This is a genomic window from Halalkalibacter krulwichiae (assembly GCF_002109385.1).
In the GTDB taxonomy this organism is placed as follows: Bacteria; Bacillota; Bacilli; order Bacillales; family Bacillaceae_D; genus Halalkalibacter; species Halalkalibacter krulwichiae.
This window is the reverse complement of the sequence record NZ_CP020814.1, coordinates 4,059,439-4,078,916: the sequence shown is the minus strand read 5'-3', so window position 1 is coordinate 4,078,916 and position 19,478 is coordinate 4,059,439. Positions and strand designations below refer to the sequence as shown.

23 protein-coding genes and 1 pseudogene are annotated in these 19,478 nt (G+C 38.6%); 22 read left to right on the top strand and 2 right to left on the bottom strand.

The features are described 5' to 3' along the window. Positions 1–52: 52 nt before the first annotated feature. From BkAM31D_RS20590 to BkAM31D_RS20515, 16 genes are all read left to right on the top strand, one after another. Positions 53–841: an ABC transporter permease gene (locus BkAM31D_RS20590; protein ID WP_066157611.1), complete on the top strand. Its 789-nt coding sequence runs from the start codon at positions 53–55 to the stop codon at positions 839–841. Continuing rightward, on the top strand, positions 841–1,734 hold the full coding sequence (locus BkAM31D_RS20585; protein WP_066157333.1) for a glycine betaine ABC transporter substrate-binding protein: 894 nt from the start codon (positions 841–843) through the stop codon (positions 1,732–1,734). The genes BkAM31D_RS20590 and BkAM31D_RS20585 overlap by 1 nt, the downstream gene beginning before the upstream one ends. A 202-nt stretch (positions 1,735–1,936) precedes the next feature. Further along, entirely contained in the window at positions 1,937–2,836 is a 900-nt protein-coding gene (locus BkAM31D_RS20580) for a polyprenyl synthetase family protein (protein WP_066157330.1), read from the top strand. Next, positions 2,837–3,007, top strand: a complete 171-nt coding sequence (gene comX, locus BkAM31D_RS20575; RefSeq protein WP_084372324.1) for a competence pheromone ComX — start codon at positions 2,837–2,839, stop codon at positions 3,005–3,007. Between the two features lie 2 nt (positions 3,008–3,009). Further along, on the top strand, positions 3,010–3,750 hold the full coding sequence (locus tag BkAM31D_RS20570) for a PDZ domain-containing protein (protein ID WP_085449841.1): 741 nt from the start codon (positions 3,010–3,012) through the stop codon (positions 3,748–3,750). Then, positions 3,714–5,216: an ATP-binding protein gene (locus BkAM31D_RS20565; RefSeq protein WP_157108297.1), complete on the top strand. Its 1,503-nt coding sequence runs from the start codon at positions 3,714–3,716 to the stop codon at positions 5,214–5,216. Before BkAM31D_RS20570 ends, BkAM31D_RS20565 begins: the two co-directional genes overlap by 37 nt. 13 nt (positions 5,217–5,229) lie before the next feature. Continuing rightward, on the top strand, positions 5,230–5,874 hold the full coding sequence (locus BkAM31D_RS20560) for a response regulator transcription factor (RefSeq protein WP_066157321.1): 645 nt from the start codon (positions 5,230–5,232) through the stop codon (positions 5,872–5,874). Between the two features lie 189 nt (positions 5,875–6,063). Beyond that, complete coding sequence (locus BkAM31D_RS20555) at positions 6,064–6,690, top strand: hypothetical protein (protein ID WP_066157318.1); 627 nt, start codon at positions 6,064–6,066, stop codon at positions 6,688–6,690. 36 nt (positions 6,691–6,726) lie between these two features. Then, entirely contained in the window at positions 6,727–6,921 is a 195-nt protein-coding gene (locus tag BkAM31D_RS20550; protein ID WP_066157315.1) for a hypothetical protein, read from the top strand. A 109-nt stretch (positions 6,922–7,030) separates the two neighbouring features. Further along, on the top strand, positions 7,031–7,537 hold the full coding sequence (locus BkAM31D_RS20545) for a stage II sporulation protein M (protein ID WP_066157312.1): 507 nt from the start codon (positions 7,031–7,033) through the stop codon (positions 7,535–7,537). Positions 7,538–7,549: 12 nt separating this feature from the next. Continuing rightward, on the top strand, positions 7,550–9,331 hold the full coding sequence (locus BkAM31D_RS20540) for a hypothetical protein (protein ID WP_066157309.1): 1,782 nt from the start codon (positions 7,550–7,552) through the stop codon (positions 9,329–9,331). After that, positions 9,331–10,050 (top strand): ABC transporter ATP-binding protein, encoded by a 720-nt coding sequence (locus BkAM31D_RS20535; protein WP_066157306.1) that lies wholly within the window; start codon positions 9,331–9,333, stop codon positions 10,048–10,050. The genes BkAM31D_RS20540 and BkAM31D_RS20535 overlap by 1 nt, the downstream gene beginning before the upstream one ends. A gap of 370 nt (positions 10,051–10,420) precedes the next feature. Continuing rightward, positions 10,421–11,527 carry an efflux RND transporter periplasmic adaptor subunit gene (locus BkAM31D_RS20530; RefSeq protein ID WP_066157303.1) on the top strand — a complete coding sequence of 369 codons (1,107 nt, stop codon included), beginning with the start codon at positions 10,421–10,423 and terminating at the stop codon, positions 11,525–11,527. After that, entirely contained in the window at positions 11,520–12,191 is a 672-nt protein-coding gene (locus BkAM31D_RS20525) for an ABC transporter ATP-binding protein (protein ID WP_066157300.1), read from the top strand. Before BkAM31D_RS20530 ends, BkAM31D_RS20525 begins: the two co-directional genes overlap by 8 nt. A gap of 20 nt (positions 12,192–12,211) precedes the next feature. Continuing rightward, a complete protein-coding gene (locus tag BkAM31D_RS20520; protein WP_066157297.1) occupies positions 12,212–13,405 on the top strand; it encodes an ABC transporter permease in 1,194 nt (397 codons plus the stop codon). Between the two features lie 375 nt (positions 13,406–13,780). Continuing rightward, entirely contained in the window at positions 13,781–14,551 is a 771-nt protein-coding gene (locus BkAM31D_RS20515) for a transposase (RefSeq protein WP_306807476.1), read from the top strand. 19 nt (positions 14,552–14,570) lie between these two features. On the opposite strand, the gene BkAM31D_RS20510 is transcribed toward BkAM31D_RS20515, so the two are convergent. Continuing rightward, entirely contained in the window at positions 14,571–15,503 is a 933-nt protein-coding gene (locus tag BkAM31D_RS20510; protein ID WP_066157292.1) for an aldo/keto reductase, read from the bottom strand. A gap of 808 nt (positions 15,504–16,311) precedes the next feature. On the opposite strand from BkAM31D_RS20510, the gene BkAM31D_RS24600 reads away from it, so the two are divergent. Together BkAM31D_RS24600 and BkAM31D_RS20500 are read left to right on the top strand one after the other, a co-directional pair. Continuing rightward, positions 16,312–16,440: a hypothetical protein gene (locus BkAM31D_RS24600; protein WP_257391610.1), complete on the top strand. Its 129-nt coding sequence runs from the start codon at positions 16,312–16,314 to the stop codon at positions 16,438–16,440. 13 nt (positions 16,441–16,453) lie between these two features. Further along, positions 16,454–16,996: a DUF6609 family protein gene (locus BkAM31D_RS20500; RefSeq protein ID WP_066157287.1), complete on the top strand. Its 543-nt coding sequence runs from the start codon at positions 16,454–16,456 to the stop codon at positions 16,994–16,996. Positions 16,997–17,037: 41 nt separating this feature from the next. Here BkAM31D_RS20500 and BkAM31D_RS20495 read toward each other — a convergent pair whose 3' ends face one another. After that, positions 17,038–17,655, bottom strand: coding sequence for a YczE/YyaS/YitT family protein (locus BkAM31D_RS20495; protein ID WP_066157284.1), 618 nt, complete (start codon positions 17,653–17,655; stop codon positions 17,038–17,040). 138 nt (positions 17,656–17,793) lie between these two features. Between BkAM31D_RS20495 and BkAM31D_RS20490 the strand changes: the two genes are divergently transcribed. The 4 genes and pseudogenes from BkAM31D_RS20490 to BkAM31D_RS20475 form a co-directional block, all read left to right on the top strand. Further along, the gene (locus BkAM31D_RS20490) at positions 17,794–18,024 is read left to right on the top strand and encodes a DUF3953 domain-containing protein (RefSeq protein WP_066157282.1); all 231 of its coding nucleotides are present in this window, start codon (positions 17,794–17,796) and stop codon (positions 18,022–18,024) included. A 148-nt stretch (positions 18,025–18,172) separates the two neighbouring features. Continuing rightward, positions 18,173–18,484 carry a PadR family transcriptional regulator gene (locus tag BkAM31D_RS20485; RefSeq protein ID WP_084372338.1) on the top strand — a complete coding sequence of 104 codons (312 nt, stop codon included), beginning with the start codon at positions 18,173–18,175 and terminating at the stop codon, positions 18,482–18,484. Beyond that, positions 18,481–19,128 carry an HAAS domain-containing protein gene (locus tag BkAM31D_RS20480; protein ID WP_066157276.1) on the top strand — a complete coding sequence of 216 codons (648 nt, stop codon included), beginning with the start codon at positions 18,481–18,483 and terminating at the stop codon, positions 19,126–19,128. Before BkAM31D_RS20485 ends, BkAM31D_RS20480 begins: the two co-directional genes overlap by 4 nt. Before the next feature lie 23 nt (positions 19,129–19,151). Next, a pseudogene (locus tag BkAM31D_RS20475) lies at positions 19,152–19,385 on the top strand (hypothetical protein); the annotation flags it as partial. Positions 19,386–19,478: the final 93 nt, after the last annotated feature.

Here is a 19,478-nt window from a genome sequence, read left to right as displayed (position 1 = left end):
AATTCTACCGAGACTCCCTTTAGCTGATTGGATTGATGTGTTAGTAAATTGGATGATTAATTCGTTTGGCGGATTGTTTGATGGAATTTCGACTGGTATTAGGTTTTTCGTAGAAGGAATCGTTTCAGGTTTAGGTTTTATCCCTTCGATTATTTTAATGATTCTTGTCAGTTTACTAGCTTGGAAGGTTTGTAATAATAGAATTGCGATATTTGCATTCGCGGGGCTTTTTCTAATTGATAATCTAGGTTACTGGGGACAAATGCTAGAGACGTTAGCGCTCGTGTTGACGGCGGTATTGATTTCAATCGTCATTGGAATCCCAGTTGGTATTTGGGCATCACAAAGTGAACGAGCACGACAAGTGATTACGCCGATCTTAGACTTGATGCAAACGATGCCGGCTTTTGTCTACTTATTACCAGCAATCTTTTTCTTTAGTATTGGTGTTGTACCGGGCGTTATTGCATCGGTTATCTTCTCAATGCCACCAACGATTCGTCTAACGATTCTTGGAATTAAGCAAGTGCCAGCTGATTTAATTGAGGCAACAGAAGCATTTGGTTCAACAACGAAACAAAAGCTCGTCAAAGTTCAACTGCCTTTAGCTATGCCAACGATTTTGGCTGGGATTAACCAAAGCATCATGCTTGCTTTATCAATGGTTGTCATCGCATCGATGGTTGGTGCTCCTGGACTTGGAACAGAAGTCTATCGTGCTGTGACACAAATTCGAACAGGTGCAGGGTTTGAAGCTGGTTTAGCGATCGTCATTATGGCTATTTTACTAGACCGCCTCACTCAAAATATAGGAAAGAAAAAACAAGGGGGAACTGTGTAATGTTAAAAAAATTAGTAGGAATCACATCCGCAGTAGCACTAACGTTAGGGTTAGCTGCATGTGGAGGAGAAGAAACAAGTGGTACATCGGAAACAAGTTCTGTAGGGGAGCAGTTTGATCACACGATCGTAGGAATTGACCCTGGTGCAGGAATTATGAATCTAACAATCAATGAAGTAGTACCTGAATACGGTCTTGAAGATTGGAACATCGTCGAGGGTTCGGGTGCTGCAATGACTGCCGCTTTAAAGAGAGCTTATGACAATGAGGAGCCAATTATTGTAACAGGCTGGAGTCCACACTGGAAATTTGCAGCTTTTGACTTAAAATACTTAGATGATCCAAAAGGCGTTTATGGTGGAGCTGAAGATGTCCACACAATTGCTCGTCAAGGATTACAAGAAGATCACCCTGAAGGTTATCAGCTTCTTGATCAATTTAATTGGGGACCGGAACACTTAGAAACAGTTATGAACTTAATTCAAGAAGGTCAAAACCCAAGTGACGCTGCAGCCCAATGGGCAAGCGAAAATGAAGAGTTAGTTAGTACGTGGACGGAAGGAGTAAACGAGGTTGACGGTGAAGAGTTAACACTTCTTTATGTAGCATGGGATGATGTAATTGCTAGCTCACACGTTGTCGAATATGCACTTGAAAGCATCGGATTTGATGTTGATTTGGTACAAGTTGACGCAGGTCCAATGTGGGCTGGAATTGCAAGTGGTAGTGGTGATGCAATGGTAGGTGCGTGGTTGCCAACAACGCATGCGGATTACTACGCTGAATATGAAGGTCAGTTTGAAGACTTAGGTTCAAACTTAACTGGAACGAAGCTAGGGTTAGTAGTGCCTGCTTATATGGATGTTGAGTCGATTGAGGATTTAGTGGAGTAGGGTGGTGCCTGGCACGCCCCGAGATTTGTCGAATATGAACAGGAACCTCTTGCTCTGATTGAGCGAGGGGTTTTTCAGTTTGGTTGTATTTCCTTTGTTAGGTGTTAAAGGGATATAAAAGAAAAATATACAAAACTTGACAAATTCTCCTGGCTGTTTTTAAAATGTGGTATGAAACGAAAAGGATGAGAGATTGATAGTGATGTGCAAAAAGAAGGTGGTCATAAAGGAATTATTTAGGAATAGTAAGATCGAAGAAAAGCTAACTTCCTTTGATCTTGATCAAATGATAGAAGAGGTAAGCTCGCGATCGTTTTTCTTTAGTGAGTGGATGTTTGCTCATATAGAAGGAGTTTCAGAACTTGATGAGAGGCATGAACAGCTTGGTGCGATCATTGATTTAATCATTTATTTAACAGATCAGTTAGATGATATACAAGATGGCGACATTAAGGATGAGAAAGGTTTAATCATGAATAGAGCATTTATGCTACTTCCATTGACTTTATCCTTGCTTGATGAGCTTTCGTTTCCTTCTTTAGTCGTAACGAAGATTAAAGATATTTGCTGTCAGTCGTTGATAGAGTCTGCTAATGGACAGGCACTAGACTTGAGTAATTCGGTAAAAGATGAAGCGGATTATCATAAGATGGCTTCACAAAAGTCCGGAGCGCTTTTCAACCTTGCTGGTTCTACTGGAGCAATTGCTGCAGGTATTGAGAATGAACAAGTACTAGATCAAATCAAACTGTACTCTGGCTATCTTGGGACAATTGCCCAAATTTATAATGATATAGATGCCATCTATGAAATCGATACACATACGGATCTTCAAAATAAAAGGATGATATTTCCTGTCCTTTATATGATGCATGATCGCGATAGTTTAATAGGGAGGTACTATTCTTCTAAGCTGACGTATCGTCAACTTCTGAGTTTCAAAGACGAAGTGATTAGCGAATTTGAAAATAAAGGTGCGATCCCATTTTGTCATTTTTATATTAAAAAAAGCGAGAAGAACTTTATCCAAGCCGTTAAGCAAACCCCAGTATACTCACACAACATTAATCATTTAGTACGTTATATCGAAAGGATGAGTTAAATGCAGGAAATCATTCAGTATATCATGGAAAATCCAGACTTAATTGAAAAAGTAAAAGCAGGGACCGTTCAAATGGTCGGTTTGACCATTGAAGAAAATGAACTACTAAGAGAGGTCTTTCAATCGAACACGATTGTAGATGCAGCGATTAGAAAAGCTTGGAGAAATTAAATGTGAGAACAGTAAGAATCATCGGTATTGGGTTCTTGCTTTTTTTTATCGCTTATTTAAATGTTATTAGTATTTCGACATTGTATATTGGGATATTTGTTAAGGAAGAGGAAGGCAGTTATCACATTAATTATTTAGACGAAGTGGGAGCGGGTTATGTTGCTGGCTTGCAGGTAGGAGATAAATTAGTCGAGATCGATGGACAGCAATCGTTTGAAGACCAGATTGTCAATAGACGAGTAGAACAAGTCTCTGCGATCACGGTGGAAAGAGAAAATGAACGGCTTGATTTTACATTTGCTCATTCCCTTCGATTAATCAGTCAATATATCACCTATGTATTAATGCCGTTATTTGCATTAATTTTATCTGTTATTGCAATTCTTATCTCAAATAAGAAATTGCTTCAAAGCGATAAACACATTGAACTCGTTTTCTTTTTACTAATATTATCTCTTTGTTTAGTGACAGCGTGGTTATATGGGAAACAGTTTTTATTTATTAGGCACATCTATACTCTTTCCATCTTATTATTGCCATTCCTCTATTTTAAACTCGTACTAAATATGGTGGTAGAGCATAGGCAAACGAAATGGAGCAAGCAAGTAAGACGTTTCTTTGGTTATAGCAGTGTTTTGCTAATCTTACTCTATTTTCTCGTTTTGTATCTTCTGCCAAGTCTTGCGGGCAGGCATTCCTTTTTTGTTTGTTCACATCGATTTCTCTGGCGATCATTCTCTTAGCCTTTTTGAAGCGTAAAGTTTCACAAACGAAATATGAAAAAAGAATCAATGTCATGGCCCATACTTTGCTCGTTAGTGTCATTCCATTTATCTGTTTTTACTTAATTCCAGATCTATTAGTGAAAGCATCTATTTTGCCACTCGAGATAGCCTTATTATTCTTGTTGTTGATTCCGATCACGTTGCTGTATGTACTTGTGACAGACAATTACTATTTTGCTAAGCTAACAATTAATAAGTTGTTATATTATTTCTTTGTTGCCGTTATATTGGCATTCCTAAGTGTTGTTGTTATTTTGGTTTTTGGATCTCATAAAGTAGATGGTTTCACGGTTGTTCAATTATATGGTAGTTTATTGTTCGTTTCGATGGTCTTCATGTTTATCAAGGAAACGGTAGATAGAAGGCTGCGAAATCGGCTTTTTTCGAATCGAACCTTTTACTTAGAAAGCCTTACGAAGCTAAATGCTCTCATTCGGACGGAAAACAATCGAGAACGTATTTTGAAAATTATTGAACTTGAAATAAAGGATGTTCTCGGAATGCGAGACGTGAAGATTGAACAAACTCAAAAGCAATCTAACGAAACAGAAGATCCTCTCTTGGAAAAGAAATTCATTCGTTTTGAAATTGGCAGTGAAGGACCGACTCATTACGTTATCATCGGAAGGATTCCAGGCCGAAGAAAATTAAGCAGTATTGAAGAAGATTGGGTGATAGTGGTCAATTCGTATTTGACGATCAAGCTTGAAAATCTAAAAAAAGTGGAAGAAGTTGTTTCGGAGCTACAAGAACAAGCGAATCAGAAGGAAAATACTCAATGGATCGAACATTTATTTTTTAATTGGGCAGAAAAGGAAAGAATGAATCTAGCTCTCGATCTTCATGATACGGTATTGCAAGAAATGATCTTGCATAGAAGGCAGCTAGAGCGCCATCGTATCGAGTTGGAAAAGGATTCCATGCACAAGCAGTTTCATATTCACCAAGTTAAGCAATTAGAAGAGAATACAGAGGATATGATCTCGATTACTAGAGAAGCGTTGCAAGAACTTCAGCCACCTGATGAGAGGCTGATGGACTTAGAGAAAATAGTAAGAAGTTTCATTGAAAATAAAATATTGCGGTCATCCTATGAAATTGATCTTGATTACTATGTGAGTAGGCCTCTTTCGACTCAAATGTTTCGAACGGTTTATCGACTCGTCCAAGAGTTGGTCAACAACGGAATCAAACATGCGGAAGGTACGAAGATGGCTGTACGAATTGTTGGAGTAGGGGATGAATTATATCTTTACTATGATGATAATGGTAAGGGTTTTGATAACATAGAGGATTTGCATAAGGATGGACACTTTGGGATTTTCGGGATGAAGCAACGCGTCTCAGCTAAAGGTGGCACAATCGCAATTGAAAATAAAGAAACGACTGGGTTGAAGATTGAAATAACTCTTCCCATACAGTAGGTGTTGAACACGAATGAAAAAATTATTAATAGTAGATGATCATGAAGCGGTAGGAGTGGGAACGAAGGCCATTATTGAACAATTAGAGAATATTGATATTTCACTTGCAAGCACAGAAAGTGAAATTGAGGCTGTTCTTCGTTCTAGTACGTTTGATTTAGTGTTAATGGATATGCATCTTCCAGGGAAAAACGGATTGGAATGGATGAAAGAGATAAAAGCAAAGCATCCAGAAACAAGAGTGATTATGTATACAGGTCTAGATGTAGAATCTCATTTCAATCTATGTGTCGACATGGGAGCAGATGGAGTAATCAGCAAGAATAGTTCGAGTGAACAAATACGTTTGGCTGTTCAATCCGCCTTCCAAGGGTATATTCTGATGCCATTAGAATTAATGAAGAAAATAAGAGTCTATCGAAATGGTGCTAACGAAGCCGCCGAAACTACAGCCCTAACGGATCGAGAGCAACAAATATTAATAGAAGTAGTAAAAGGAACAACAAATTTAGAAATTGCTGAATTGCTGTTTTTGAGTCAACGGTCCGTAGAGCGAGACTTGAGTAGTATTTACAGAAAGCTAAGAGTCGCCTCAAGAGTAGAAGCAGTCGAAAAAGCGTTAAAAGAAAAGTTAGTTCCAGAAATCATTATTAAATAAGTCGATGCAATCGGGTTGTCCCAAAAAAGGTCAGAATTAGACCGTTTTGGGACAACCTTTTTTGTTGCTGCAACGGAATGGCGGAATACCGACAGAGGCTGTCGGTATAGCGGATGATAGGGAATGATACTATTTGATTAAGGCAAGTGATTGCTTACGATGTGTGGTTAGAAAAGAGGGAGTGGTACTTTGTTTTACTGGTTAGAAGTTTTAGGAAAGCCATTGGAAACATTTAAAAAGATAGAACAAGCTAATAAAGCATTCATTAATATTTTATTCATCTTAATCACGATTAGCATTCTCCAGTATTTCTCGATTCTAAATTTAATTGATACGCTTTTTGTCGAAGAATTAGTCGAATTGTCCGTCGACATTCCTGAGACATTATTAGTAGTGATTATGAGTGGTTTTCAACTATTTATTACTTTTGTCAATATCATTTTCTTAGGTATTATCTTTAAACTTATCAGTCTATTTTTCTTTAAAACAATGAATTTTAAAACGATCATGTTTGTGATTATTCTAGCTCAACTACCGAATTCTTTAAGTTTATTCATAAATTCATTTTTCATACAAGGATTTATGGAAGGTAACGTTTTGTCTATCTTCAGTCTAGCTTACCTTGTTGCTGGCTTTGTCGATCTTCCTATCGTATTACATATTTTAAACACAGTAGAGCTATTTCAAGTTTGGTCTGCGGTGATCGTAGCGGCTGGTTTCTATGTATATAACGGAAAATATAGCTTTGGCAAAACGTTCACGATTGTATTCGTTACCTATCTGCTAATCAAAACAGTAAGTTCATTTTTTATATAAAATTCTACGTTTACTCTTGAAAGGAGGTGAGAATAAATGGAAACGTTGTTCGTATTAGACGCATTAGTAGCCTTAGGTATTCCTAAGACTGCAGCTGAAGTTGCAGCATCAATGGTTGATGCTGGAATGGCAATCGGCTCAATTGTTACGATGTTAAGCGGATTGGGAGTTGGTCTTGCTGCACTAAGAATGGCTCTTCGTGCTGAAGGTAAAAAAGCAATTGTAGCTTAATAGTATCTTATTCATTAACAAGGTCGGGGAATTGAAAGCGTCACTTTCATTCCCTTTTTCCCATTCAGCTCATGCACAATGTTTGTCTTAAAGGAGCTAAACGAAACCGATGAAATATTTTAGAAGCATGAAAGTACTGTTGATTATATCTATCTGTTTGTTTGTCGTTACCTTTTCAATTGGGTTTCTAACGGGAGATTATCTGCAATTAATAGGCAGTCAAGATCAGCTGGAGAAACCGGACCCAGGTATGGGCTTAACGTTTGATTTGTTTGTTAATAACCTATTCGTTTGTCTTATTTTAATGTCAGGAATATTCCTGTTTAGCATTCCTACCTTTTTTCTTTTAATGTTAAATGGTTTCTTTCTAGGTACTGGAGTGAAAAGTTTGCTTCTCATTGGATTAGATATACAAGAAGTTTTATTGAAATTACTGCCACATGCAATCTTCGAGGTGGTTGGTTTTCTCATTTCGGCAAGCATCGGATTACTTGGACTTACCTTTTATTTTAACTCTAAGAAGGAGTTGACATTTATTAAAAAAGGTCTCATAAGCGTTTTTTTCTTAATATTAGCAGCTGCTTTTATAGAAGGATTTATTACGGCTGCCTTGTAAGGTGATGATTAGATGCAAGGTCTCTACAGTTGGCTAAAGTGGAAAACGTATATTAGGTGGCATAACACTTGGGGTGCCTTCTATTTTCTGAAAGGGAAGTGGGGTTCTAGGGTTGGCCTTTTCCTCTTTTTAATCGATTTCATTAAAGCCATTTCTTATACGGTCATTTATTATTCGATCTTTCGATTTATCATTTTAAATGAAAAGATTCTATCTTTAGAAGATCATAGTGTTACTTCAAGATTTATTATAGAACAATTAGCTAATCTTCAAAATAATACATACTTCCTATGGAATATCTACTTTCTACTAGTCATTCTTTTTTGCGGATTTGTAGGGGCTAAGTCTTCCTTATGGAGCCTATTCTCAGAGGATAAGGTATTGTTACAAAATTACTCATGGACACCGCAGTATGTGCAGACTTTTTTATTAATTGAATCAATCATTTGGAATTATCGACCATTTGCGCTAGGAATCCTTTCTCTAGGTATTTCATTAAGTTTAGCCATGGGAAAAAGTATATGGTTTGTCCTCTTATTCACTCTTATTCTTACTCTGATGTACTTATGGATCAGTTTTCTTTTTGCTGTTATTTCCTATTTATACGTCTTGTATAGGAGCTATCGAGTAAATCGCTATATTTTGCTTATTCAATTGATCACTTTAAAAACGATTGCTCTAGTAATAGGGTATCGCCTTTCGGTGTTGTTTGTTCCGTGGTTACAACAGATTCCCTTTTTTTCATCTGACTTTACGAGTGAGCAATTAGAGAATTGGATTTACGATGGCTACCAAATCTTTGGTGAAAGTATCTCATTTCTGTTTACAAAGTTGTGGATGCCAAATAACTATTTTGCCTACTTCATATACAACAATGAATTGTTTTCGTTATTTATTCTCATTGTGATAGGGATTCTAGTTTCTATGTTTATTTTGTTTCTATTACAAAGATACATATTCATCGATGAATATAAGTACAGCTATCATTATTCGCTGTTACCTGTCATTGAATCGGTTCATTCAAAGCTACTGTTTAAGTTGAAATGGATGAAGCAAAATAGCATTTTTTACAAACTATTCTACCGATCTCCGATTGTGTTCAGGCAAATAGGTCAATTGGGTGGAGATCTAGGATTTTGGTTGATCACGGGTGTGTTTCTAGGTTTGGTCATTGACGCAGAGTGGGGGAATAAGCTAGTTATCTTCCTTCTCTATTTGTTTGTCTATTTCCATACTTATTTTTATTGTGAGAGATTTTATAGTACGTATAAAGGGTACTTTTCTCTAGATAGTGAAGGGGAGAATGCATTACTTTATTTAAACAATGAAGAGAATCTGTGGTTTTTATTGAAAAAGAAGTTGGTTGTATTTATTACTTATGCTGCGATACCTATCTTAGTAAGTCAGATCGTTTTGTTTCTATTCACATTTAACGTACAACTCTTGTTATGGTTAGTCGTCAGTCAAGGTGTGTCTATCCTGGTCTTTACTATGATCTTGTACATTCCTACTGTCTATAATGCGCAATTCCATTATTTTAATCTAGAACAGGTAGGAGAATTTGCCGATCAAAAAATGACTTCATCATTATCGAACTTATTAACAGTAGGGGTATTCATACCATTGCTCATGCTTCCGTGCGTTTTGTATCTATTAGATATGATTGATTTGACGAAACTGGTTATGATCAATAGTTCATTATTGTTAGTAAAAGGGATTGCTGCCCTGACTGTGATCAATCTATTTAAAAGAAAGGTACGTAAAGATTATTACTTTATTGGGAGATATAAATAATGCAAAAAGAAACGAAAAGAATCTCTTTGGAAGTATCTAATTTAACGAAAAAAATTGGAGAAACTCCTATATTAAATAATCTGTCGTTCTGGCTTCCGGAAGGTGCTATTGTTGGATTTCTCGGGCAAAATGGAGCTGGTAAAACAACAACACTGAAAGCCATTAGTAACATTATCCCAAGGGATGATGGCATCATTTCGGTAGCAGGTAATCCGCTTGAAAAGAAGGATAGAGACAAGGTTATGTTTTTACCAGATACACCGTTAGTCTACCCTGTCTTGACTGGACACGAATACCTTTCGTTTATGAGTGACTTATTGAACCATGATTTAGAAGATTACACCTATTATTTACAACTGTTAAAGCTTAACGATTCGATTCATAAAAGGGTTTCTGAATACTCATTAGGCATGAAGAAGAAGCTTTCTTTAATTCCTTTTCTACTAAAGAAACCTAAAATTCTTCTATTGGATGAATTCTTCTCTGGAATTGATCCAATCAGCATTAGAGACATAAAACTAGTGTTGCAGAAGTATGTTTCTGAAGGGAATAGTATCCTTTTATCAACTCATCAATTAGATGCTGCTCAAACTATTTGTGATTACATAATTATTATCGATAAAGGAAGAGTTGTATCAACAACTACGGCAACGAAGAAAATAGTAGATGAGGATGGCAGTTTGGAAGATTATTTTGTCAAAAGTATTCATAAAAAGTAAAGGGGAGAGAGGTATGTTCACAAACATCATTATAGCAGTGTTGATTATTACTTCCTTTGTTTTGGTCTTTCTATTTTGGAAAGAAGACAAAAAAGCGAGTCTCGTATTTATGCTAGCGACTGTTTTCTTAATACTGTGCAATGTCTATTTGGTTTTCTATTCTTAGAAAGAGCACCGCTAAATAGTAAGAAGAGGCTGGGACATAACAGTTTTATTGAAAATAGGAACGACGATAACCTTAGCGGGTATTGCGTTTCCATTTTCGTTAAGGAAAACTCTGTTGCCCCGGTCTCTTCTTGCGGACTCCAAATGACTGTTTAGCGTAAGGGAATGATTCTTACTTGATTAGAGAAGAGGGGTGAGATGACCAATGAATAAGAAGAAGATTCTGATCTTTGTTGGTGTTGGCTTAGCGATAAGCCTTTTTATATGGAATGGTGTTATGAAAACAAATGCAAGCGGAACAGTAACGGTTAAAACGGTCAATCCTGAAATGATAGAGGTAGTAAATGAAGTGATGATTCCTGGCAAAGTAGAGTTACTAAAGAAAGAAACGATCCTCAACAATCCGGAACTTGGCGGGGAATATCAACTGCTCGTTGAAGATGGAGATAAAGTAGAACAAGGAACTCCTTTAGTCCGCTATTCTAATAGAAATATAAAGATGGATCAAGAATTGTTAGAGCTTCAAATAGAGTCAGGGTATCTTCGTATTAATCATATTGAACGCCAAGAAAAACAATTAGCTGAAGAAAAAGAACGGGCCTATAACGAAATGGGAAAAGAAGAGACAGAGAAGCAGTTTCAGGCTGAAACAGACCAACTCCGTTTAGATAAAAGAATGGCAAATCTTGATTTACGTCAACTTTTGATCCAACGTGATGAGTTAAACAAATTAGAAGAGAATCTGACGGTACATAGTGACGCGAAAGGAAAAGTGATGATCCCAGATTCGAATAGCCAATCAGACAAACTGCTAGAGATCGTGGCAGATGAATTTGTCGTTACAGGATTTCTTAGTGAATATGACTCTATTTTGTTAGCTGAAGGTCAAGATGTCCGAATTGCTTCAGACATGTTTCCAGGTGAAGAATGGCAAGGATCTGTTCATCAAATTGGTTACTTTCCCATTGAAGACAGTCTATTAGGGGGAGAGACGGCCATGGTTCAGTACCCTATAACAGTAAAAATCAACAAAGGCAAAACAGAATTATTAAAGCCCGGTTATCAAATGATTATGAACGTGGTTCTTGAGGAAAAGGAAGCATTAACGATCCCAAGTGAAGCGATCGAACAAACGAATGAAGAAGCCTTTGTCTATGTAATGGAAGAGGGCCGAACTGTTAAGCGCAACATTGAAATTGGAATTACAGAGAGGAATGTATTTGAAGTGACGAAGGGCCTTAGTACAGACGATCAAGTTATTCTTCATGATAGTGTGATAACAGAAGGGATGGCAGTAGAGTCACATGATTAGACTGGAAGATGTAACAAAGTCGTTTCGCCTCGGTCCCAATCAGTTTCCTGTCTTATCAAACATTAATCTTGAAATAGAAAAAGGCGCCTTCTTATCAATAATGGGTCCCTCGGGTTCTGGAAAGTCGACAATTATGAATTTGCTTGGCTGTTTGGATCAGCCCACAGAGGGAGAAAATTGGTTGGAAGGTCAAAAAATTAGTGAGTTGAGTGAAGTCGACTTGGCTAACATTCGGAACCGGAAAATTGGCTTCATCTTTCAACAGTTTCATCTCTTACCGCGGTTAAGCGTACAGAAAAATGTTGAATTACCTATGGTTTATGCCGGTGTGAGAAGAAAAGAACGAGAAGAGCGAGCGAAGTGGGCGCTTGAAAAAGTGGGATTGATCGAAAAGTGCGCATTCTTACCGAGCGCTCTTTCTGGTGGACAAAAACAACGTGTGGCGATTGCAAGATCAATTGTCAATCAACCAGCTATTATTCTTGCCGATGAACCTACAGGTGCACTTGATACAAAAACGAGTGAATCGATCATGGAGCTGTTATCAGATTTGAACAAAGAAGGAGCAACCATTGCCATTGTAACGCATGAGCTTGAAGTAGCTGAGTACACGGATCGAACGATTTTTGTACGTGATGGAAAAATAGTTGAAGCTCAAGACTAAAGCTAGAAAGGAGCTTACTCATGAATGTCATGGAAAACATTCGAATAGCCTTTCGTTCGATTTACTCACATAAAATGCGATCGGTTTTGACAATGCTAGGAATTATTATAGGAGTAGCTTCTGTCATTATCGTCGTAGCTATAGGTCGTGGCGGAGAGGAGTTATTAAAGAAACAGATTGCTGGCGATCATAACACGAGTGAAATTTACTTTTCACCAACAGATGAGGAAATAAGGGCCAATCCAAATATTTGGAACGAGCCAGCGTTTTCGTTAACTGATATACGAGAGTTAGAGAAGATTGAAGAAGTTGTCAATGTAGTCGCTTCGAGTATGGAATATAGTACGATTACCTATCGTACAGAGATATTAGATGCTTCTGTTATTGGAATTAACCAGCCTTATCTGAATGTCCATCATTTAAACATATTCGAAGGGCTCTCTTTTCAAACTGGGGATTTCTTAGCTGGTAAGAGGGTAGCTCTTATATCTCATGCGGTTGCAGAGGAATTCTTTCCGGATGAAACAGCAGTTGGGCAAATTATTCGTATAGGAGACCAACCCGTTGAGGTTATAGGTGTGTTGGAACCGGCTACTGGGTTATTGGCATTTAATGTGTCAGAAGTGTATATACCTTGGGAAACTTGGCGCAATATAAAGGGATCGAACGACTTTGGTCAAGTTACGATTCAAGCTAGCAGCTTAGATCAGTTGCAAGTCGCAGGAGAAAAAGCGACAGAGCTTCTAAATCAGTTAAATGGTACAAGCGAAGCTTATGAAGTGTTGAATATGGAAGAAATAGCAAGCGGCATTGGACAAGTTACTCGAATCATGACACTAATCATCGGTGGAATAGCAGGGATCTCCTTGTTTGTTGGCGGGATCGGTGTGATGAATATTATGCTTGTTTCCGTAACAGAAAGAACAAGGGAAATTGGAATTCGTAAATCATTAGGTGCTACCCGGCAACAAATTCTGCTGCAATTCCTTATTGAATCGATCATTTTAACATTAATAGGTGGAGTTCTAGGAGTCGGACTGGGGATAGCGGTAGCAAGCGTTATTTCCCTTCTATTAGGTTGGCCCTCTTTACTATCACTTCCAATCGTAATAGGTGCGCTGTTATTCTCGATGGCTATTGGAGTTCTCTTTGGGTTATTGCCAGCTAATAAAGCAGCGAAGTTGAATCCGATTGAGTCTTTGCGGTTTGAGTAGGTGGGGTGAGTAGGGGGGACAGGTTCCTTGTCTACAATTTTCGAGTGGGAGTCCTCTTTTTGTGTTAAATGGGACGGGGAACCTGTCCCCAAAAAAAAGAGGTTTTCCACTACTAAGAGTCGAAAAGTAATAAGATCCCCTAGAGCCAGAGCCCCCGCCCCGCGTGTCCCGCGTTGATTCTGCGTATGCGTCATTGCCTTCGTTCTTTTGCCCGTTCTTCCGCTCTTCATGTTCCCTCTTCTATTTTCCGTTCCTCATCTCAACCAACACCCACACACATAGAATCACCTTGTAATTCCCATCCTCATCCCATCTAACACACAGCAACAACTAGATCCTCCTAATAAATTCCAAAAAGAAGTTAAATCCGAGGTGATGTCAAGAGTGCCTAGAAAACCTAGAACCAAAAGTAGAAGTGGCATTTATCATATTATCCAGAGAGGAGTGAATCAACAGGTAATTTTCGAGGATGAGGAAGATAAAGTAAGGTTTCTCGAAACGTTAAAACGATATAAAGAGAAATGCCAATTTGAGTTGTACGGTTACTGTTTGATGAACAATCACGTCCACCTTTTGTTAAAAGAGGGGGAGGAACCGATCTCAATGATTATAAAACGAATTAGTTCCAGTTACGTTTACTGGTACAATCAGAAATATGATAGGTATGGGCATCTTTTTCAAGGTCGCTTTAAAAGTGAAAATGTTGAAGATCGAGCCTATTTCTTATCCGTCCTCAAGTATATCCATCAAAATCCCCTTAAAGCAGGCCTCGCTCAAAGTGTGTTTCATAGCCCATGGACAAGCATGGAGGAATACATTCAAAGAGCTAATCTGGTAGATATTGACTTTCCTCTCTCTCAATTTGCAGCTGAAAAAAAGCAGGCTCTGCATCTGTTTAAAAACTATATGCGGCACTTATCAGATGATGATGTTCTAGATGTAGAAACTAGATCAAGAACGCCTGATCACGTTCTTACGGATTACATGAAGGAGCTGGGAATTACAAGTAGCAGTTACTTACAGCAAATGGATAAAGCGAATCGAGATGACATACTTCGGGAATTAAAAAAGCTAGGTGGTGTCTCGATTAGGCAATTATCTCGCGTTACGGGTGTTTCAAAGAGCGTTATCGAACGTCTTGATTAAGACGAGGAACCTGTCCCCTCTATAAAATATCATCGATCAAAGCTAGTTCGCTTTGTGACAAGTCAATCTCGCTTGCTTGAGCATTTTCGCGGATGCGTTCTTTTCGTTTGCCTCCAGGAATGACTGCGTCGACGCCTTCTTGGGCAAGTAACCAAGCGAGTGCTAGGTTAGGGAGTGTCGTTTCTTTTTCGCTCGCGACTTCTTTTAATCTCTCCACTTTGAAGAGGGTTTGCTGGAATTGCTCCTCTTGGAATAGAGGAACGGAATTGCGCCAATCCTTAGGATCGAGCTTCGAGTCTTTTGTGAAGCCGCCACCAAGCAAGCCAAAGGCTAACGGACCGTATGGAATGAACGAAATGTTATGTTCGATACAGTAAGGCAATAAATCCTTTTCCGCTGAACGATCTAGCATATGATAAGGGGCTTGGAGGACAGAAATGTCGCCATCCTGGTTTGCCTCTTTTAATTGCTCAAGTGACACATTTGAAATCCCGATCGACCTAATTTTCCCTTCTTTCTTTAACCGAGCTAATTCCCCAATCGATTCGGCAAACGGTGTTTCATGATCAGGAAAGTGTAAATAATATAAGTCGACATCGTCTAATTGCAGCCGCTGCAAACTCTTTTCAACCGCTTCTCTTAGATACTCCGGACGATTATCCGTTTTAACCGAGCCATCGCTGAACCAATGCTTCGCTCCTTTTGTCGCAATCACATAATCATCGCGATGAAACTCTTTCAACACTTCTCCAACTAATTCCTCAGAACGGCCAAGGCCGTAAATATCCGCTGTATCAAGGAAGTTGACCCCAATCTTTACTGCTTCTCTCACTAACTCTTTCCCGTCAGCTTCATTTACATTTTTAAACAAATTATGCCCACCCACCGCATTGGTACCAAGTCCAATGACAGATGCTTTTAGATTCGACTTTTTCAACGTTGTGTACTTCATTTGGTTCGCCTCCTTGGATTGTTAGTTAATATGATAGATTATGAGAGAGAATAGTACAAATATTTCGGGTTTTGTTTTCGTGGTGCCTGGCACGCCCCGGATTTTGTCGAGGGAAGGAAGTGGTGGGTGAGAATCAGGGAGAAGTGTCTAAGAGAGAGCGTCTAAAGGACAGAAGTGGGTGAGAATCAGGGAGAAGTGTCTAAGAGAGAGAGTCTAAAGGACAGAAGTGGGTGAGAATCAGGGAGAAGTGTCTAAGAGAGAGCGTCTAAAGGACAGAAGTGGGTGAGAATCAAGGAGAAGTGTCTAAGAGAGAGCGTCTAAAGGACAGAAGTGGGTGAGAATCAGGGAGAAGTGTCCAAGAAAGAGCGTCTAAAGGATAAAAGCGTCGGAGCACGAGGAAAAAGTGTCCAAGAAAGAGCGTCTAAAGGACAAAATAGCTGAGCACCAGAAACAAGTGTCCAAGAAAGTACATCGAAAGAACAAAAACACCTCAAAACCCACCTACTAAGACCGTATTAATTAGAAAGTTTAAAAATATCTAACGAAAAATGGAACTATTTCCCTTTTACCTCGTATATTCTTGTAAAATATAAAGGAGTTGGTGGTGTTGAAAGAGACAATTTGTCAAAATTGTGGTGGGAGTGAGTTCGCGGAAGGAACTGATTTTTCGTCGGTTAGGCCTTTAGATAAGAAGTTTTCAATGGGCTCTATTAAGATTTATTCCTTCTGTTTGGATTGTGGGGAGGTTCGTTCTATTCGGATTGAGAATCCTAGTAAATTTAAAGATTGTTAATGGTTAGGAGGGCTTATGGTCATATTTGGGTTAATTGCTTTTGCTTTGTTAATGTCTACATTGTTTGCGATTGAGCGTAAGTTAGGCAAGGTCAACGAGCAAAACAAGGAGATAATTGAATTACTGAAAGAACAGAATAAATGAGGAGGGGAGCTTCTTGACCGGGATCAGAGAGTATAACACGCAAAGAACGTGTGGGGTTTGGTTAGTGTATATCGGGGTTATTGTGATTGTTTCCGCGCTGCTTGGTGGTGATTTACTTATTCAACCGCTCGTGTTAGGGATTGGTTATTTTGTTGGGTTTCTGTTGATTCTTGTGTTTCCGTTTGTGAATCGGAAGTTGGCTTATGGGAAGAGTACGAAGTTTCAGGATCGGATGGATAACATAGCGATCGTCTTGAATGTCGTGTTATGTACAGCTTGTGGGTTGCTTATTGGTTTTGAGAATGTAAGGTTGTTTTGGTTAAGTATTTTTATCGTGGTTGGGGTTCATTTCTTTGGTTTTTATTTTTCTCAAGGGAGGAGCATGATTGTTTTAGGCCTTTTAACGGTTGTGAATGGTTTGCTTGGGTTAGTCCTGATCGGTGTTCCTTTTATTGTTTTTGCGCTTCTTGATGGGGGCTTAAAGTTACTCGTTGGGTTAAAGATGTTTACTATGAAGCGTGAGGTGAATGTGCCTTCAGAGCATTTGTTTTCTTGAAAAAAGCAGCCATTTCTCGGGGAAATGGCTGTCTGTCAAAGTTAGGCCGAAAGAGATTGTTGTTCTTTATTCGATAGTTTTTGAAAAAGACTGTAGGAACTCTGCACAATTCTTCCTAACGTTAGAGCCATGATGATGGTTCCGAGCCCGACTGGACCCCCTAACAGAAAGCCTAGGCAAACCGCTGTTGCTTCGATGATGATTCTCGAAACGGTAAAACTAAGTCCAAAGCGCTGATGAATGGCAACCATCAAGCCGTCAACAGGAGATGCGGCAAACTTTGATAATAAGTAAATACCAATTCCAGTGCCGAGTAATAAGAGACCAATCGTAAAAGTCAGCCATTGCATGCCGATCGAAGAGGTGAAATCAACGTTGCGTAACACAAGATAGAGCCAAAAATCGAGGAACAAACTTCTCACTACTAACACAACTAGGGATAAAAACTGTGGTCCTTTTCTCTCGATGATACTCGTCACAAAAATTAGAAGTCCTTGTGAGAGAATCGCCCAAGTCCCGATCGTTAATCCCAAGTGTAAATGCAGCCCTACGGCAACCGTGTCCCAAGGACCCGTACCAGCTCCGGATTTAATTACGAGCGCGATTCCTAATGCCGCAACCGCCAAACCAATCAGATAAACACTAATTCTTCTCCTCACATATACACCTTCTCAGTCAATGATAAAATTTCCATAATTCAGAATTAGAACGATCTAATACCAATTGTAAGGGAAAAAAGCAAATCAAGCAAAGAGAAATATGTTAGATTGGAAATAAAAGGATTAAGGAGGAGAACTATGTTAAAAACAGTAAGGCTAATTCTAGCTATTGTAATCGTTCTGTTGGCAGGCTTTAGTATCGTCACTCAAAACTTTGATTATATGGCCTTTTTGATGTTGAAATTGTCTATTTTGATGTTTGTTTCAGGGGTCATTGACCTTCGAGCCGATAACAAAAGGGGCTACATGAGTATCATTGCTTCTTTATTTGTTCTTTTTGTATCGATAGAAGGGTTCCTATATCTTTGAGTAAAAAACTTCCAAATATTACTTGGCAAAACAAGGTAGTGTTTGGTATCATTATCTTGTAAAGCAAGGTAGTGGTCTTTTTTGAATGTGTACCTTGTATTGCAAGGTACTGAATAGTGGAGGTGATCAAAATTTGTCACAAACTCAAATGCTAAAAGGAATCCTTGAAGGGTGTATATTAAAAATCATTGCTGAAAAAGAGGTATATGGGTATGAACTCGCTACGAAACTTCATGAGAGTGGATTTTCTGCGGTGAGTGAAGGGTCTATTTATCCTTTATTAATCAGGATGAACAAAGAAGGTTTAATTGAAGGAACGTTGAAAAAGTCTAGCGCAGGACCGAACAGAAAGTATTATCGGATTACGGAAAAAGGCGAGGAAGAACTGAATGATTTCATCATCAATTGGAACGAATTAAAAACGGGAGTTGATCAATTATTAAAGGAGGAGAAACAATGAAACTATCGTTGGAAAGTGAAAAATTTTTACAAGATTTGAGAGGTTATCTCTTTACGAAAGGTGTGAAACATGAAGAAGTAGATGACTTCATCCAAGAAGCGGAAGGGCATTTACTAGAAGGTGAGCAACATGGAAAGAATGTTCAGCAGATCTTTGGTTGTACCCCGAAAGAATATGCCAATGACCTTGTAAAGGCGATGGGGGCTTCGTTTCGAAGACCTTTCGCTTTGATCAGTCAAATTGTCCTCATTTTGATCAGTTATCAAATTTCAACAACGGGATTAACGGAGAATCTGAGTTTTACATTCGTTGAATTAGTGGGATACCCGCTTGTTTATATAGGGTTTCTATTAGTTGTCGGTATTGGGGTGCGTATTGCAAGTTTTAAAGGGAGAAAACTGCAAGATCTCGTTTTAGTCATAAGTGTAGCAATTGGGATGTTGGCGATGGTTGCGGTGTTTCTTGTGAACTCAAGAATCGCTGAACCTTTCATCGTACTCGGTTCAAGCGGAAGTCTAGTCGTAACAGGAATCTTTCTCTCTATTTTTCTAATCATGATTCAAAGGTTATTAGGTTGGTTTGGTCTTCTAGGAGCTCTGGCCCTGTTGATGCTTCATGCTTCGGTTACTACTTTTTTTCTTTAAGGAACCGGAGGGGGGAGGCAGATTTACAAGAGTTGTTTGCAGTCTTAAATCGTGGCGGCAGGCTAATTGTGGTCGATTTTGACAAAAACGAGAACATACAACATCCGACAGTCCATAATAGTTTCTCGCATGAAGAGCTGAAAGAAACGTTAGCAGAAGTTGGTTTTTCCTCAACTGAAATGAGAACGTTCTATCATGGCAAGCAGATTTTTATGAAGCAGGATGCTTCGATGTTTCTCGCCAGTAGTGTGAAGTGATGATGAATGGTGCAATCCTTGAATAGACAGGGGTTGCCCTTTTTCTAATTAAATTTATAAAAAAAGGATAAAGTTGAAACTTTTTATTTGGCA